This is a genomic window from Streptomyces griseoloalbus (assembly GCA_014650015.1).
GTDB lineage: Bacteria > Actinomycetota > Actinomycetes > Streptomycetales > Streptomycetaceae > Streptomyces > Streptomyces griseoloalbus.
Genome location: BMUD01000007.1, coordinates 166,714 through 183,093 on the forward strand (window position 1 = coordinate 166,714; position 16,380 = coordinate 183,093).

At 70.2% G+C, this 16,380-nt stretch carries 13 protein-coding genes; 11 read left to right on the top strand and 2 right to left on the bottom strand.

The genetic code is table 11. The features are described from left to right. Positions 1-17 precede the first annotated feature (17 nt). The 8 genes from IE178_RS13195 to IE178_RS13230 all read left to right on the top strand — a co-directional run bounded on the left by IE178_RS13195 (position 18) and on the right by IE178_RS13230 (position 11,398). Positions 18-2,060 (top strand): flavin monoamine oxidase family protein, encoded by a 2,043-nt coding sequence (locus IE178_RS13195; RefSeq protein WP_184766224.1) that lies wholly within the window; start codon positions 18-20, stop codon positions 2,058-2,060. Then, complete coding sequence (locus tag IE178_RS13200) at positions 2,057-3,892, top strand: alpha-keto acid decarboxylase family protein (RefSeq protein ID WP_193512386.1); 1,836 nt, start codon at positions 2,057-2,059, stop codon at positions 3,890-3,892. Before IE178_RS13195 ends, IE178_RS13200 begins: the two co-directional genes overlap by 4 nt. A 55-nt stretch (positions 3,893-3,947) precedes the next feature. Next, positions 3,948-4,457 (top strand): inclusion body family protein, encoded by a 510-nt coding sequence (locus IE178_RS13205; protein WP_193512387.1) that lies wholly within the window; start codon positions 3,948-3,950, stop codon positions 4,455-4,457. Positions 4,458-5,086: 629 nt separating this feature from the next. Beyond that, entirely contained in the window at positions 5,087-7,147 is a 2,061-nt protein-coding gene (locus tag IE178_RS13210) for a flavin monoamine oxidase family protein (protein ID WP_193512388.1), read from the top strand. A 364-nt stretch (positions 7,148-7,511) separates the two neighbouring features. Continuing rightward, positions 7,512-7,949, top strand: a complete 438-nt coding sequence (locus IE178_RS13215; protein ID WP_184766265.1) for an NfeD family protein — start codon at positions 7,512-7,514, stop codon at positions 7,947-7,949. A 29-nt stretch (positions 7,950-7,978) separates the two neighbouring features. Beyond that, positions 7,979-9,091: an SPFH domain-containing protein gene (locus IE178_RS13220; protein WP_193512389.1), complete on the top strand. Its 1,113-nt coding sequence runs from the start codon at positions 7,979-7,981 to the stop codon at positions 9,089-9,091. Between the two features lie 583 nt (positions 9,092-9,674). Beyond that, positions 9,675-10,337, top strand: coding sequence for a fascin domain-containing protein (locus IE178_RS13225; RefSeq protein ID WP_193512390.1), 663 nt, complete (start codon positions 9,675-9,677; stop codon positions 10,335-10,337). Positions 10,338-10,666: 329 nt separating this feature from the next. Beyond that, positions 10,667-11,398, top strand: coding sequence for a flavodoxin family protein (locus IE178_RS13230; protein WP_193512391.1), 732 nt, complete (start codon positions 10,667-10,669; stop codon positions 11,396-11,398). Between the two features lie 241 nt (positions 11,399-11,639). Here the strand turns inward: IE178_RS13230 and IE178_RS13235 are convergent, their stop codons facing one another. Beyond that, positions 11,640-11,945 (bottom strand): hypothetical protein, encoded by a 306-nt coding sequence (locus tag IE178_RS13235; RefSeq protein ID WP_193512392.1) that lies wholly within the window; start codon positions 11,943-11,945, stop codon positions 11,640-11,642. Positions 11,946-12,213: 268 nt separating this feature from the next. Between IE178_RS13235 and IE178_RS13240 the strand changes: the two genes are divergently transcribed. Further along, complete coding sequence (locus IE178_RS13240; protein WP_193512393.1) at positions 12,214-12,561, top strand: DUF1330 domain-containing protein; 348 nt, start codon at positions 12,214-12,216, stop codon at positions 12,559-12,561. Positions 12,562-12,778: 217 nt separating this feature from the next. On the opposite strand, the gene IE178_RS13245 is transcribed toward IE178_RS13240, so the two are convergent. Further along, positions 12,779-14,395: a serine hydrolase domain-containing protein gene (locus tag IE178_RS13245; RefSeq protein ID WP_193512394.1), complete on the bottom strand. Its 1,617-nt coding sequence runs from the start codon at positions 14,393-14,395 to the stop codon at positions 12,779-12,781. Between the two features lie 109 nt (positions 14,396-14,504). Between IE178_RS13245 and IE178_RS13250 the strand changes: the two genes are divergently transcribed. Continuing rightward, the gene (locus tag IE178_RS13250; RefSeq protein WP_193512395.1) at positions 14,505-15,725 is read left to right on the top strand and encodes a sensor histidine kinase; all 1,221 of its coding nucleotides are present in this window, start codon (positions 14,505-14,507) and stop codon (positions 15,723-15,725) included. Next, on the top strand, positions 15,716-16,363 hold the full coding sequence (locus tag IE178_RS13255; protein WP_193512396.1) for a response regulator: 648 nt from the start codon (positions 15,716-15,718) through the stop codon (positions 16,361-16,363). The genes IE178_RS13250 and IE178_RS13255 overlap by 10 nt, the downstream gene beginning before the upstream one ends. Positions 16,364-16,380: the final 17 nt, after the last annotated feature.

Below are 16,380 nucleotides of genomic sequence, written 5' to 3' on the forward strand. Positions count from 1 at the left end.
CTCTACGATCGCAAGCTATGACCGACATTTCACAAGAGAACTCGGCCATCCGTGCGCGCTGGCAGACCTGCCTGAAACTCGCCCGCGAACTCCTTCTCGTCGGACCGGACGACAAGGACCTCAAGCTCGGCTATCTCCACACCCTGATCGACACGGGCCACCTCGGCCCCACCCGCCACCCGCGCAAGAAGATCCTCGTCATCGGCGCCGGCATCACCGGCCTCGTCACCGGCCGCCTGCTCAAGGACGCCGGCCACGACGTCACCGTCCTCGAGGCCAACGCCGGCCGCGTCGGCGGACGCATCAAGACCTTCCGCACCACCGAGCACCAGCAGCCCTTCGCCGACCCCGCCCAATACGCCGAGGCCGGCGCCATGCGGCTGCCCGACTTCCACCCGCTCGTCCTCGCCCTCGTCGACAAACTCGGGCTCGGCCGCCGCCAGTTCTACAACGTGGACGTGGACCCCTCCACCGGCAGCGGCCCCGACGTCCCCGTCCCCCCGGTGACGTACACCTCCTTCACCGGCCGGACCTGGACCTACGGCGACGACAGCCCTGACTTCCGCGAGCCGGACAAACGCGGCAACTCCTGGATCCGCGCCAACCGCGTCCAGGTGCGGCGGGCCGACTACACCACCGGTCCCGAACGGATCAACGAGGAATTCCACCTCACCGACGACGAGGTCCGCGCCCCCGTGGTGAAGATGGTCGACGACGCGCTGGAGAGCGTGCGCGACTACTACTCCGACATCGTCGACGGAAAGCGTGTCAACAAACCGTTCGACGAGTGGGTCGAGGGCTGGGCCCGGGTGATCCGCGACTTCGACGGCTACTCGATGGGCGGCTTCCTGCGCGACCACGCAGGGCTCAGCGACGAGGCGATCGAGGCCGTCGGAACGCTGGAGAACATGTCCTCACGGCTGCACCTCTCCTTCTTCCACAGCTTCCTGAGCCGCAGCGACATCAACCCCGCCGTCCGCTACTGGGAGATCCCCGGCGGCAGTTGGCGCCTGCCGCACGCGCTCCACCAGGGCCTGCGCGACGAGGTGCGCTTCGGCCAGCGCATGATCCGCCTCGAATACCACGACCCCAGCCGCGACACCGACCCCGAGGGCACCGGCGCCGTCGGTCCCGACGGCTGGGGCGTGGCCGTACAGACCGTCGCCGAGGACGACCCGCAGGCCCCGCCGCGGCTGTGGACCGCGGACCTGGCGATCGTCACCATCCCGTTCTCCGCGCTGCGCTTCGTGGAGATCGTCCCCTCGATGTCGTACAAGAAGCGCCGCGCGATCATCGAGACGCACTACGACCAGGCCACCAAGGTGCTGCTGGAGTTCAGCCACCGGTGGTGGGAGTTCACCGAGGACGACTGGCGCAGCGAGCTGGAGAACATCGCGCCGGGCCTGTACGAGTACTACCGGCTCGGCGCCGACGCGGACGCCGGGCCGACCCGCGTCACGCTCCCCCAGCCGGAGGCCGGCCTGCTCGGCGCCGCGGTCAAGGACAGCGGCGTCACCGAGGAGATGCGGCGGCTCAACAGCACCCTGCCGCTGCGCGGCCCCGCCGTCCGCCCCGCCACCCACTGCTTCGGCGGGGGCTCCGCCGCCGACAACCCCAACCGGTTCATGTACTACCCCTCGCACCGGGTCGAGGGCAGCACCGGCGGCGTCGTCCTCGCCTCGTACTGCTGGTCCGACGACGCCGCGCGCTGGGACGCCATGCCCGACGCCGAACGCTACGTCTACGCCCTGCGCAACCTGCAGGCCCTGCACGGCCGCCGCATCGAGGTGTTCTTCAGCGGCCGGGGCGCCACCCAGAGCTGGGCCCGCGACCCGTACGCCTTCGGCGAGGCCGCCATCTACACCGCGCACCAGATGACCAGCTTCCACCTGGACGTCTCGCGGCCCGAAGGCCCCGTGCACTTCGCCGGGGAGCACACCTCCCTCAAGCATGCCTGGATCGAGGGCGCCCTGGAGAGCGCCGTCCGCGCCGCCGTCGCCGTCCACCAGGCCCCGCCGGTCACCACCCCGGGCCCTGACCGCAAGGAGTACGCGTCGTGATCGCGGTCGACCCCGGGTGCACGGTCGCCCGCTACCTCGCCCTGCGCCTGGCCGAGCTGGGCATCACCCATCTGTTCGGCGTCCCCGGCAACCACCTCGGCCCGTTCCTGACCACCCTGCGCGCCGAGGGCGACATCGAGTGGGTCGGCACCCCCACCGAGGGCGGTGCCGGCCAGGCCGCCGACGCCTACGCCCGCATCCACGGCATCGGCGCGGCCGCCGTCACCTACAGCGTCGGCGCCTTCAACCTGCTCAACGCCTGCGGCGGCGCCTACGTCGAGCGGGTCCCGCTCGTCGCCGTCAACGCCTCCCCGCCCTACGAGCAGTGGCAGAACCAGCGTGCCCTCGGCCTGCTCACCTCCCACATGAGCCCCCGCACGGAGAGCAACCTGGACGTCTACCGCCAGGTCACCGTGGACGCGCAGGTCATCTCCCACCCGGGCCTCGCCCCCGGCCAGATCGACGCCGCGCTCACCGCCTGCCTGACCGAGCGCAGGCCGGTCTACCTGGAGGTCATGGAGGACCTGTGGGACGAGCCCTGCGCCGAACCCGAGGCGCCGATCGTCCGCCGCGAACGGCCCTTCAGCGCCCGCAACCGCACGATGCTCGACAACGCCGTGCACGCGATCCTCACCCTGATCGAGGAACACCCCGGCCCGGACGGCAGGCCCCGCCCGATCGTGTGGGCCGGCGAGGAGACCGACCGGTTCCGCCTCGGCGGGCAGCTCACCGATCTGGTCGAGGCCACCGGTGTGCCGTTCTGCACCACCGTCGGCGCCAAGGCCGTCGTCGACGAGGACCAGCCGCAGTTCCACGGCGTCTACAACGGCCACGCCAGCCACCCGGACGTGCACTGGGTCTTCCGGGAGTGGGCCACCTGCCGGATCGGGCTCGGTGCCTGGTCCACGTCGAAGAACCTCGGCGGCGAGCAGTCCGTCGGCACCGACTGGGTGATGGCCGCGAACGGCGGCGTCAGCGTCGGCACCTCCTACTTCCCCGACGTCCAGCTCGAACAGCTGCTGCCCGCCCTCCAGGACGCGCTGGTCAAGACGTACGGCTCCGGTGGACTGACCGCCGACTACTACGCCGAGGCCCACGCCCACCACGGCGCGCCCGAACACCGTCCCGCCGCCCTGGAACACCTCCGGGCCTCACTCCGCGTCTCCCGCTCGGCGTCCCGGCACCCCGAACACCTCACCTACGACGGGGTGTTCGACCGGATCAACCACTTCCTGGGGCACGAGACCCGGGAGGACTGGACGGTCGTGTCCGACGCCGCGTTCTCCCTCATCGGCTCGATGAACCTGTCCCTGCCCGCGGGCGGGTTCCTCTCCCAGGTCAGCTGGCTGTCCATCGGCTGGTCGGTCGGCGCGGCCACCGGCGCCGCGCTCGCCCCCGAGCGCGCACCCGCCCGTCCGATGGTGTTCGTCGGCGACGGCGCCTTCCAGGAGACCTGCCAGGAGATCTCCACCCACACCCGGCTCGGACTGCCGTCGGTGGTGTTCGTCATGGACAACGGACACTTCTACGGCATCGAGCAGATGCTGGTCCACCCGTCCTACTACGCCGAACAGGACCGGGCCGACCCGGACTTCTACAACGTCCTCCACCCGTGGCACTACGACCGCCTCGCGGCCGTCTTCGCCGGCAAGGACACCCCGGCGAACGGGGTCCATGTCACGGACACCGCCGAGCTGGACGCCCTGCTGGCCCGCCTCGCCGACCCCGCCGACCCGGTCAACGCCGGACCGCTGCTGGTCCGCGTCCGCCTGCGCCGGCACGACTACCCGCGGGCGATGGCGTACAAGGTGCCGAACCCCACCACCACCTGACGGGCCTCCCGGCCCGGCAGGAGCAACGCGACCCGTATTCCGAAGGGGACAGGACATGGCTGAACTCAACGTACTGATCGCGTTCGACGCGGCCACGATCGTCGAACGCAACCCCAACGCGTCGAGGAACCCCGACGCGCCGACCTACGTCGACCAGAGCCTGATCTACATGACGACGCGCCAGGACCACATCATCGGCACCTCGGGCGCCGAGCTGAACCTCCGGGCCGAACCCGGGGACAGCGTCAAGTGGCGGGAGACGACGCTGTCGCTCGGCAGCGACTACAAGGCACTGCTGTACCGGTACGTGAGCAGCGACACCGGGCACGTGCTCATCAGGACGCCGGAGATCGAGGTGATCCAGGGCATCTACCCGATGCCGCAGGAGGGGACCGAGGGCACGCCGACGTTCACGACCCAGGAGTACGAGGACCACTACTGGCGGACGACGGTCAAGAGGACCGGCAAGGTCGTGTACCACTTCTACTTCCAGATCCTGGACCGCCACCGCGACCTGCGGGGCTACTTCCAGTGGGACCCCTTCATCACCATCGAGCGACCCTGACGGCCCCCTGACGATCCCGGCGTCATGCATCCGGCCCGCGACGACTGACCACCCCGCACAGCACGAAGGCCCGGGTCTGTGACCTGGGCCTTCGTCATGGATCGGGAAGCCGGTGCGTGGCGGGCTCGGTGTGTCGGTTCACGGTGAAGAAGTAGTCGTAGGGCGCCAGCCGGATGCCGGAGCGGGTCGTCGCGTAGACCGTGAGGTCGTACCAGCCGTCCGTGGCCGGGGTCCACTCGACGCTCGCGGTGTGGTCGGCTCCCGCGGGGACCGTGACCTCCGGGTCACCGTCGTTGAATGAGGATTACGGAGAGCCGAGCCGGCGACGGCGCGCACCCCGGGGAGACACCCGGGGTGAGCGGGACACGCTCTCGGCCCGGGGAGTTGACGGCGCGTGAGCGGCCGGCAGTCCCGTGCTCTGCCGCGCGGACCTCCCCTGCACCGGTGCGGCGGGCCCCGTCCCCATTGGATCCGGTGGGCTGTCGCCGGCTTGCCGGACGCTTCACCCGCGTGAGCGCGGCCCCTGGTGAACATGGGTACAAGCGGCGGACCCGGTTCGAGTGGTTTACGTGTCTCGTCCGTGTGAAGGCACTACCTCCGTGTCGCTCGTGCACCAAAAGTGATGCGCGATGAACACTCAGAATACGAACACCTCAGGCGGGAGCACGCCGTCCGCGAAGAATGCCCGCGCAGGGGTGGAGCAGCAGTCCGCTTCCGCCACTCACGACACGTCGCTCCGGCCACCGGCATCGCGTGTCACCACGCCGTCGCGGCGCTCCGTGGTCACGGCGACCGGCGCCTCGGCGCTCGCCGTCGGGCTCACCGCCGCCTCCGCCGCCTCCGCGACCGCGCTCAGTCCCGCCACCGCGCCCGCGATCACGCCGACCGCGGCACCGCCCGGCACCGACCCCGAGGCGTACAGGACGGTCGCCCGCGCCGTCGTCGTCCACGACGAAGACGACAAGCCCCTGGTCCCGGCCTATGTGAAGGCCGTCGACAACGGTCTGCCGGCCAGCCGGGCGAAGGCCACGAAGAGGGTCCTGATCGTCGGGGCCGGACCCGCCGGCCTGCTCGCCGCCGACCTGCTCAACCGGGCGGGCCACGACGTCGTCGTGATCGAGGCCAACGGCAACCGGGTCGGCGGCCGTATCAAGACCTTCCGCAAGGGCGGTCACGAGAAGGGCAGGCAGCCGTTCGCCGACCCCCGGCAGTACGCCGAGGCCGGGGCCATGCGGCTGCCCGACAGCCACCCGCTCCTCATGGCCCTGCTCAAGAAGTTCGACCTCCCCCGCCAGGAGTTCTACCTGGTGGACGTCGACCCCGACGACCCGGCGAAGCAGACCAACCGCACCTGGATCCACGTCAACGGCATCCGTGAGCGCCGGGCCGACTACGAGAAGAACCCGGAACGGGTCAACGACACCTTCGCCATCACCGGCGCCAACCGCAAGAAGACCGCCGCCTCCATCCTCGCCGACGCCCTCGAACCCGTACACCTGCTCGTCCGGGGCAAAGAGGGAACAGCCCTCGTCGACGGGTGGACCGAAGTCCTCGAGAAGTACGGACACTGGTCCATGTACCGCTACCTCACCGAAGCCGCAGGGCTCGATACCAAGACCATCGACCTGATCGGAACCATCCAGAACCTGACCTCGCGGCTGCACCTCTCCTTCCTGCACAGCTTCCTGTCCGCCGCACTGATCGACCCCAAGACCAAGTTCTGGGAGATCAAGGGCGGTACCGCGCTGCTCGCCGACGCGCTGTACGCGCCGGTGAAGGGCAAGGTACGGCTCGACCGGCGTGCCGTACGCATCGAACGCGTCGGCGGCAAGGTGCGGGTGCACGCCATCTCCGAGGACTGCCAGACGGGCAAGGGAGGCACCACGGAGGTCTTCGAGGGTGACGAGGCCATCGTCACCGTTCCCTTCTCCGGACTGCGTCACGTCACCTTCGACCCTCCGCTGTCGTACGGCAAGCGCCGGGCCATCACGGAGCTGCACTACGACTCGGCGACCAAGGTGCTGCTGGAATTCTCCCGGCGCTGGTGGGAGTTCACCGAGGCGCAGTGGAAGCAGGCCCTCGACGCCATCGAGGACGGCCTCTACGAGAAGTACCGGGCGGGCAAGGTCACGGACGCCCGGTATCTCGGCGCACACAAGTCCGTGAAGGACCTGGGGGTGACGATCCCCGACACGTACAAGCACTGCTTCGCCGCCTTCCGGCCCGCCATGGAGGGGGAGGTCGAGGCCGCGCACGTCCGCGGTGGCGGCTCCGTCAGCGACAACGCCAACCGCTTCATGTACTTCGAGCACGCCCACCCCATGGAGGGCAGCGACGGCGGCATCATGCTCGCCTCCTACAGCTGGGCCGACGACGCCCTCAAGTGGGACGCCTACGCCGACGAAGAGCGCTATCTGCGCGCCCTCGCCGGAGTGCAGGCGGTCTTCGGCCGCCGGTGCGAGGTCTTCTTCACCGGCAAGTGCCGGACACAGTCGTGGACGCGCGACCACTACGCCTACGGCGAGGCGTCCGTGCTCTTTCCGGGCCAGCACACGGAGCTGTTCCCCGACATCCCCACCTCCGAGGGACCACTGCACTTCGCGGGGGACCACACCTCGATCAAGCCCGCCTGGATCGAGGGCGCCCTCGAATCAGCCGTCCGTTCCGCCCTGAAGGTCCACACAGGCTGACCGAGGCGGGCGCGGCCCGCTCCAGGTCGCGTCCGTGCGCCGGGACGCGACCTGGAGCGGGCCCTCGGACACCGGGCCGTCAGGACGACGCCCGTGCCGCCGCCGCCTGCCAGCTCGCCGTTCAGCTGCAGCGACGCGTACGACAGGTCGGTGCCGCCGACGTTCTCCACCTTCATCGGCACCTTCGTCTTTGATCGTCTTCCCAGGCGATCACGACCACGGCGGTCGCGTTCAGCTGCCCGCCTACTACTGTCCGTCGATCAGGGCGAACTCCGCGCCGGGCGAGAACCCGGCCGGCATGTCTGTCTGCCCGGCGTTCCGGGAGGTAGCTTGGTGGAGAAAGCCCCTGCAGGAGGGCGATTCGATGCCGTGGTTCGTATGGCTGCTCACCGCCGCGGCCCTGGGGGCCGCGGAGTTCTTCACCCTGACACTGTTCTTCGGGTTGCTGGCGGGCGCCGCGTTGGTCGCCGCCGTGGTCGCTGGTTTCGGCATCGGCCTTTTCGGCCAGCTCGTGGCCCTGGCAGCGGCGGCGGCAGCGGGGCTCGTCATCGTTCGTCCCATCGCGGTGCGGCACATGGCAGAGCAACCCCTCACACGCGAGGGCAGTGACGCGCTGATCGGCAAGCGGGCCGAGGTCATGCAGGAGGTCACCGCGACCCGTGGCCTGATCAAACTCTCCGGCGAAGAATGGTCCGCCCGCGCCCTCGACGAGAGCCTGGTGATCCCGGTGGGCGCGTTGGTGGATGTCATGGCGATCGACGGCGCCAAGGCCGTCGTCTACCCCTGTCAGCTCCTTCCGTGAACGGCTGAACTCACAGCAACGGAGGCACTGTGGATCCAGTGGTCATCCCCATTCTCGTGGCGGCCCTTGTCGTCGTCTTCCTCGTGGCTTCCACTGTGCGGATCGTCCCGCAGGCCCGCCGCTACAACATCGAGCGGTTCGGACGGTACCGCCGGACGCTGCAACCCGGCCTGAACCTGGTCGTGCCCGTGGCGGACCGCATCAACACCAAACTCGACGTGCGCGAGCAGGTCTATTCGTCCGACCCCAGGCCGGTGATCACCGAGGACAACCTCGTGGTGAATATCGACACCGTGCTCTACTACCAGATCACGGACCCGCGGGCGGCTGCCTACGAGGTCGCCGACTACCTGCAGGCGATCGATCAGCTCACCGTGACCACGTTGCGCAACGTCATCGGCAGCATGGATCTGGAGGAGACGCTCACTTCCCGTGAGGAGATCAACTCCCGGCTCCGCGCCGTCCTCGACGACGCCACCGGCAAGTGGGGCATCCGGGTCAACCGCGTCGAGATCAAGGCCATCGATCCACCGCACACCATCAAGGAGGCGATGGAGAAGCAGATGCGGGCCGAGCGTGACAAGCGCGCGGCCATCCTGCACGCCGAAGGGGAGCGGCAAGCCAAGATCCTCACCGCGGAAGGCACGAAGCAGAAGGACATCCTGGAGGCCCAGGGCACACAGCAGGCCATGATCCTGCGGGCGGACGGCGAGGCGAAGGCGGTGGAGCTCGTCTTCCAGGCCGTCCATCGCAACAACGCGGACCCGAAGATCCTGGCCTACAAGTACCTGGAGACGCTTCCGCACTTGGCACGCAGCGACAACAACACCTTCTGGGTGATCCCGGGGGAGCTGACCGAGGCGGTGCGGACCGTCACCCGTGCGTTCGGTGACGACCAGTCGGAGGCAGGGCCTGCCAGGCCCGTGCCCTCCGGGAAGGAAGCCACCGCCGGCGTCGACGACACGTCGGACGACATCCGGACTCCGCCGCTCGACGCGGGCTCGACGGTTTCCCTCGACGCCGCCGCGGCTGCCGACGAGGCCGAGAAGCAGGCCGCCGCCGCGGTGAGCGACGCCAAGGCGGAGGCCGAGGCCGCGAGGTCGCCCCAGGTGCCGCGCCGGGGGCGGACGTCCGGCGACTGAGGGGTGGCCGGCCTGGGGGTCACGCATGGGGCGGGTGACGAGAATCGAACGCGCGCTCTCAGCTCGGGAAGCCGCGGCGCTCGTGCGGGTCGGCGGGGCCTGACCTACGCATACGTACCCCGAGCGCCTCTCTGAGACGTGGAACCGCACCACCGGTGGCCGTGACCGCCCGCTCCGACGGGCACGGCGAGGGCACGGAGCCGGGTTCGCCCGCAGCCGGGCCCAGCACGCGGAAATCTCCCTCTGAAAAAGAAAATGGGGGCGTCGGTCCTGTGATGAACCCTCACGTAATTCGAGGTTAAATAACTGCCGTGACGCCCGCCCCACCGTTTACGCTGGCGCGGCTACGCCACGTGGCGCAGCGGCTGCCGATGTGCCCGGGGAGGGGCACCGACCGCAGTTGTCGGGGGGCGAGAGATACGGGGGCCCGCTGCGCGTCAGGGACATTTCCCGACGCGCGTGAAGCGGCTTTGCTGTGCGTGCCGTGATCTGTCGAGAAACGGCCGGAAAACCCATCGTGGGCCCACCGTCTCGCCGTGCCCGGAATCCGTTCCATGAAGGGTGAGGAAAAGCTGTGAGACGTATGACCCCCGTCCTTTTGTCCCTCAGTGCCCTGCTGGCGGCCTCCGCCTGGGCCGCACCCGCGGCCGGAGCCGCCCCGCGGGCCGACCGGCCGGCGGCCGTCCCCAGCGGGTGGGAGAAGGTCGACGCCACCGAACTGACGCACATCGCCCGGAACACGGACGCCCGGCAGGCGCCGCTCGCCGCCGGCGACGACGTCTCCACGCAGGCCGAGGAGCCCGAGCTGCTGGCCATGCAGTCGCTCCGCAACGACAGGTTCGTCGCCACGGAGAAGACGTACCCCGCCCCCAACACCGGCGTGCTCCGGGCCCGTTCCGCCGAGTACAGCGGCTCCTGGGAGGGCTTCTCCTTCGAGTGGGACGAGACCACCGGTACGTACGCGCTGAAGTCCCTGGCCAATGACCGCTACGTCGCGGTCGAGAAGAACCTCACCGGCAGCGCGCAGAACGAGCTGCGCGCCCGCTCCACCAGCGTGGGCGGCTGGGAACGGTTCGTCCTCTACTACAACGAGAGCCTGGACCGCTGGGCGCTCCAGTCCACGTTGAACGGCCTCTTCGTCGCCATGGAGGACAACTACACCGGCTCGCTCCAGTACGTCCTGCGCGCCCGCTCCAGCGCGATCTCCGGCTGGGAGGAGTTCACCCTCTACAGCCTCGAAGCCTGACGCCCGCGCGTCCGGCCCAGGCGGTAGGGGGACCGCTGGGCGGATCATCCCCGTGAGGTGCGTGCAGGCGGGGATCAGGAGGAACGGCAAGAAGGCCCGGGTCAGTGATCCGGGCCTTCTCTCCGCAGCGGGTGACGAGAACCGAACCCGCGCTCTCAGCGAACCAAGGCGGCCCGCGGTGTGGGAACGATCCGACAGCAGCGTGCCGGGTGCGCAGGGGGAGCCGGTGATCGCGCCGACCAGCGGCCGAGCTCGCACGGCGTGACTCCGCCAGGCACACGAGGGTGTCGGACCGGGACAAACCGGAGGTCGCGCGAGACGCTTCCCGCATGGCAGCCTCACCCTCCACCGACGGCCCGTACCGCTTCGACGACCTGACCGCCCTGTACATCAACTGCACCCTCAAGCCATCGCCGCAGCTCAGCCATACCCAGGGTCTGATCGACAAGAGCGCGGCGATCATGATGTCGTGCGGTGTCACCACATCCGAGATCCGCGCCGTCGACCACGACATCGCGCCCGGCGTCTACCCGGACATGACCGAGCACGGCTTCGCGACGGACGAGTGGCCCGCGTTGTACGACCGGGTGATGGCCGCGGACATCCTGGTCATCGCCGGACCGATCTGGCTCGGTGACAACAGTTCCGTGACGAAGAAGGTGATCGAACGCCTCTACGCCTGCTCCAGCCTCCTCAACCCCCAAGGGCAGTACGCCTACTACGGCCGAGTCGGCGGCTGTCTGATCACCGGCAACGAGGACGGCGTGAAGCACTGCGCGATGAACGTCCTCTACAGCCTCCAGCACCTCGGCTATACGATCCCGCCCCAGGCGGACGCCGGTTGGATCGGCGCGGCCGGCCCCGGACCCTCCTACCTCGACCCGGACTCGGGCGGCCCGGAGAACGACTTCACCAACCGCAACACCAGCTTCATGACCTGGAACCTGATGCACATCGCCGCCCTGCTGAAGCGGGCTGGAGGCATCCCCGCCCGAGGCAACCAGCGCTCGGAGTGGGACGCCGGCTGCCGCCCGGGGGCGGACAACCCCGAGCACCGCTGACCGCTCCTGAGCCATGTCCGGCGGAGGTGGGGGTTTCGTCATCCCGACGCGGAAGGGCACCAGGTCGTGGCGTCACCGCAACCGGGTCGTGGCGTCACCGGACGCGATCACCGCACCTGGTTGACCAGTGCGAGCGGGGTGCCCACCATCAGGGCGTTCGGTAGGCACCACGACCACGAGTCCGCCCGACAACACCGTCGTCACGCGTCGCGGTGCCTCGCCGGCACTCATGCGCGCTCGCTCAGAGCCGCCCGTGACCGGCCCCTTCGGTCTCCACGCTGCTGAAGACGTAGTCGGCGGTCTCGCCGTACGACGGCTCGTAGCTCAGCCCGAAGGCGTCGGACCGACCAGTGGTCGTACCGACTTCGAATGCGGGCGCGAACCCGAACATGGCGTTCTTGATCTTCGTCGAGCTGCCGTCAGGGCCGGTGAGCGGCTGGTAGGAGAGTTCCGTCCTGCCCTCGACGGTGAGGCCGGGACTGTCCCCGCCCGTGAGGGACACCCTGGCCCGCTCCATGCCCAGGTACTCGCCGTAGAACCGCGACACGGACGCGATCCTCACCCTCGACCGCCGCGATGTCCGGGCCGTACGCCCCTCGGGCCACCACAAGGCGTTCCGGGTACTCCCCGACGACCTCCCGCTCCAGTGGGCGACATGTTCCCCCGCCCTGTGCCGTCCGATCGGGCACGCGGCGGGCCTGCGCGCCGCCAGTCCGGGGTGCGGGCGGGGTCCGCTTACCTGTCAGGTCATCGACCCCGGTGTGTCGGCATGCCATGCTCCCGGCGTACGGAGCTCGACCGACCGGAAGGACAGCATGCCCGCCTACGCCATAGCTCACCTGCACGAGGCCGCTCCGCACCCGGAGACCGTCGAGTACATCGAGCGCATCACCGCCACCTTCGAGCCGTACGGCGGGCGCTTCCTCGTGCACGCCACGCAGCACGAGGTGAAGGAGGGCAGCTGGCCCGGGCATGTCGTGATGATCGGCTTCCCCGGGATCACCGAGGCGCGGGCTTGGTGGGACTCACCCGCCTACCAGGAGATCGCACCGCTGCGCTCGCGGCACGTCGAGGGCGACATCATCCTGGTCGAAGGCGTCCCGGAGGGCTACGACCCGGCTGCCACCGCAAAGGCGATGCGAGAGGCCCTGCCTGCCGAGTAGCCCTCCGGCCCGGCCGTGGCGGCGGCCACGAGGCCGACAGCTCCGTGGAGGGGTGCCATAGACGCTCCCCGGCAAGGCGTACGACGGCGATGGCGCCTGTGCGATCGGTTGGCACGCGTGCTGCCTGAGGTGGGACCCGTGCCGCGTGCCACGGCGTGGGCGGCGGCCCGCCCGTCCCCATTCCCGCAGGACTGTGTGGACCTCCTGTCGGCGGCTGTCAGCTGTCCGTCGGCAGTGGCCTCGTGGTGGAGGTCGGACGTCGGACCGGGCGGGCAGCCCGATGACCGTCCCCTGCGCCGGGCGGTGTGCCGTCTTCGTCGCCTTCGGCCGTGTGCCCCGCGCGTCGGCGGCAGCGGAACAGGGCGATGGTCCGGGCGGTGAGGACCGCGCCGGAGGCGAGGCCCCCGGCTGCCGCGCACACGACGAGGGCCGGCCAGGCGTAGGCGGTCTGTGCCAGGGTTCCCGAGCGGTTCATCAGCAGACCGACCAACGCGGCGAGTTGAGTGACGAGGAGAATCGGGAGCGTCTGGGGCAGCAGACGCAGAGCCGTTCGCCCCCACGCCCGCCGTGCGGTGTTCCGCGCCCATCGGGGCGCGCGCAGGACACCGCGGACACCCAGGCCCGCCGCCAGCAGGGTCAGCGCCAAGAGGAACCAGTCGGCCGTCATCGAGAAGGGTTTCGCCACCTCGGGACTCCTGCCCCGCGCGAGGTCGACGAGGCCCAGCGAGATCTGGGCGGCGTCGTCCCCGGCGATCAGGCCGGTGTTGGTGACGACCGCGATGCCGACGCCGATCTCGGGCAGCAGTGTGGCCATGGCGTTGTGGGTGAGGAGTTGGCCGTTGTGCCGGATCTCCTCGGTACCGTCATCCTGCCGGTACCGCGCCCAGCCCATCGCGTAGTCCGTGTCCTTCGGGGGCCTCGGCGGAGTGTGCGTGAGCTCGATGGTGCGTGCGGTGGCGATACGGCGGCCCTCGGCGGACACGCCCTGGTTGTTCTGGACGACGAGCCACTGGGAGAGGTCGGCCGCGGTGGTGACGACACCGTGGCCGCCGGCGGTGAACCAGCGGGGGTGAGCACGGGAGAACGTTGTGCCGTAGGCGCGGACATGACCCCGGGCCCGGTCGGGCATCTCGGCGGTCGTGTCGACGGAGGCGGTGTGCGTCATGCGCAGCGGCTCGAAGAGCTCGGCGGACAGGTGGTCAGCGAAGGAGCGTCCGCTGACCACCTCGACCAGGCGTGCCGCGACGAAGTAGTTGGGGTTGTGGTAGCGGTGCCGGGTCCCCGGCGCGGCGGCGAGGGGCGCGTCGCGCATCGCGGCGACGGCCTCCGCGAGGGTGTGCGGTTGGGCTCGGGTCAGATCCGGGTAGGCGGAGTCGGCCATGCCGGAGGTCTGGGTCAGGAGCTGCCGGACGGTGATCTCCCGGTATCGCCGGTCGGCCATGGTGAACTCGGGCAGATAGTGGTGCACCGGCTGGTCGAGGCCGACCTCGCCCGCCTCGACCAGCTGCATGACGGCGAGTGCGGTCATGGACTTCGACAGGGACGCCACGGGCAGGCGCGTCCGTTCCGTCATGGCCTGCCCGGAGGCGGTGTGCCCGTACCCCGCGGTGTGGACGACCCGGTCGCCCTCGGTCACGGCGACCACCGCCCCCGGCAGACGGGTCTGCTCCAGGTAGTCGCGGACGAAACGGTCGATCGAGGCCGGCTCCAGGACGGCGGCGGACCGCGGGGCCGAGGAGGCCGGTACGGCGGTGCCCGCGACCGCGATACCGAGCGTGGCCAGTACGGTCGCGAGCTTGCGACGCGTGCCCGCAGGGACGGTGATCAGCTTCATGGAGCCCAGTGCACCGGTTTCACCCCCACCGGCGCACTGGCGCACACGCGAGTTCAGAGGTAGTGCACGCACTACTGTCCCAAGGCTTCCGGCTCGCTAGGTTCGAGTGATGCGACATCGGACCGCCTGGCAGGCGCTCGGCCAGAACCCGCTGAAGGTGCTCGGCTCCAGTTGGCCCTGGCGGTCCTTCGCCTACCTGCTGTCCGGTGTCGTCTTCGGCGCCGCCGCCTGCGTCGTCCTCGTGGTCGCGCTCGTCGCGGGAGCCGTCTCGCTCGTGGTGCTGGTGGGGGTGCCGATCCTGCTCGGCGTGGCACTGTCCGGTGTGGCCGTCACCCGTTTCGAGCGGTGGCGCCTGCGCCTGGTGGACCTCGACCCGGTGCGTGACCCGCATCGGGCCCCCGAACGCGCGGGCCTCCTCGGATGGGTACGAACCCGGCTGCGCGAGCCCGCGACCTGGCGCGAGCTGGGCTTCACCGCGGTGTCGGCGACCGCTCTGTGGTGGATGGACTGCCTCGTCCTGTGCTTCGCCCTCGTCGTCCCCGCGCTGGTGATCACCTCACCCCTCGATGACCCCGGGGCCTGGCCGCTGGTGATCGTCGGCCTCTGCCTGCTCGCCGCCGCGCCGTACACCATCACCGCCTGGGCCGGCGCCAGGGCGGCCGTCACCCGTCTCATGCTGGCGCCGCGCGACAGCGAACTGGGCCGTGAACTCACCGACGTACGGGCCTCCAGGGTGCGGCTGGTCGACGCCTTCGACGCGGAGCGGCGCCGGATCGAGCGGGACCTTCACGACGGGGCGCAGCAGCGGCTGGTCTCCCTGAACGTGATGCTCGGCCTGGCCGCCTTCGACACCGAGCCGGACTCACCCCTGGCCGGGCACCTCGCCAAGGCACAGGAACAGGTCGCGCTCGCTGTCGACGAGCTGCGTGAGCTCAGCCGCGGCGTCCATCCCAAGGCCCTCACCGACCACGGTCTGACCGCCGCGGTCGAGAACCTGGCGGGGCGTTCCGCATTGCCCGTCACGGTCGACATCCGCCTGCCTCGCCGTCTGCCACCCGCCGTGGAGACCGCGGCGTACTTCGTGATCGCCGAGGCTCTGACCAACGCCGTCAAGCACAGCGAGGCGACCCGAGTCGAGGTGCAAGCCCGCCTGCACACCGACGTTCTGGCCCTGTCGATCAGCGACGACGGCATCGGCGGCGCCGCGCCGGAGGCGGGTACCGGGCTCGCCGGCCTGGCCGACCGCGTCGCCGTGGCGGACGGCAGACTCCGTATCTCCAGCCCGCGGGGCGGGCCCACCCTGATGCACGTGGAGCTGCCGTGCCGCTGACCGTCGTACTCGCCGAGGACTCCCCGCTGATGCGGGACGGCCTGGTCGGCGTGCTCACCCGCTTCGGCCACCAGGTGCTCGCCGCCGTCGGCGACGCGGACGCCCTGATCACCGCCGTCCGGGAACACCGTCCCGACATCGTCGTCACCGACGTCCGGATGCCGCCGGACAACGCCGACGACGGCCTGCGCGCCGCCGTCACCCTGCGTCGAGAGCACCCCAGCCTGCCGGTCCTGGTGCTCAGCCAGTACATCGAGCAGTCCTACGCCGCCCATCTGCTCGACCTGGGCAGCGACACCGGGGTCGGCTACCTCCTCAAGGACCGCGTCAGCGCTGTCGGCGAGTTCGTCGACGCGGTCGCCCAGGTCGCCGCGGGCGCGACGGTCGTGGACCCCGAGGTGGTCCGCCAACTCCTCAACCGCCGCCGGGATCCCTTGCAACGCCTCACCCCCCGAGAACGCGAGGTCCTCGCCCTGATGGCCGAGGGACGCACCAACACCGCCATCGCCCGCGAGCTGTACGTCACTGAGGCGGCGGTCAACAAGCACGTCAGCAACATCCTCCAGAAACTCGAGCTCCACCTCGACGGCCGCGGACACCGCCGCGTCCTCGCCGTCCTCACCTACCTCCGGGGATGACCGGCGACGAACCGTCG

What these genes read in the sequence shown, in the direction of transcription:
- IE178_RS13195 (WP_184766224.1), top strand. Translation starts at nt 18, where the DNA reads ATGACCGACATTTCACAAGAGAACTCGGCCATCCGTGCGCGCTGGCAG.
- IE178_RS13205 (WP_193512387.1), top strand. Translation starts at nt 3,948, where the DNA reads ATGGCTGAACTCAACGTACTGATCGCGTTCGACGCGGCCACGATCGTC.
- IE178_RS13210 (WP_193512388.1), top strand. Translation starts at nt 5,087, where the DNA reads ATGAACACTCAGAATACGAACACCTCAGGCGGGAGCACGCCGTCCGCG.
- IE178_RS13215 (WP_184766265.1), top strand. Translation starts at nt 7,512, where the DNA reads ATGCCGTGGTTCGTATGGCTGCTCACCGCCGCGGCCCTGGGGGCCGCG.
- IE178_RS13225 (WP_193512390.1), top strand. Translation starts at nt 9,675, where the DNA reads ATGACCCCCGTCCTTTTGTCCCTCAGTGCCCTGCTGGCGGCCTCCGCC.
- IE178_RS13230 (WP_193512391.1), top strand. Translation starts at nt 10,667, where the DNA reads ATGGCAGCCTCACCCTCCACCGACGGCCCGTACCGCTTCGACGACCTG.
- IE178_RS13240 (WP_193512393.1), top strand. Translation starts at nt 12,214, where the DNA reads ATGCCCGCCTACGCCATAGCTCACCTGCACGAGGCCGCTCCGCACCCG.
- IE178_RS13245 (WP_193512394.1), bottom strand. Translation starts at nt 14,395, where the DNA reads ATGAAGCTGATCACCGTCCCTGCGGGCACGCGTCGCAAGCTCGCGACC.
- IE178_RS13250 (WP_193512395.1), top strand. Translation starts at nt 14,505, where the DNA reads ATGCGACATCGGACCGCCTGGCAGGCGCTCGGCCAGAACCCGCTGAAG.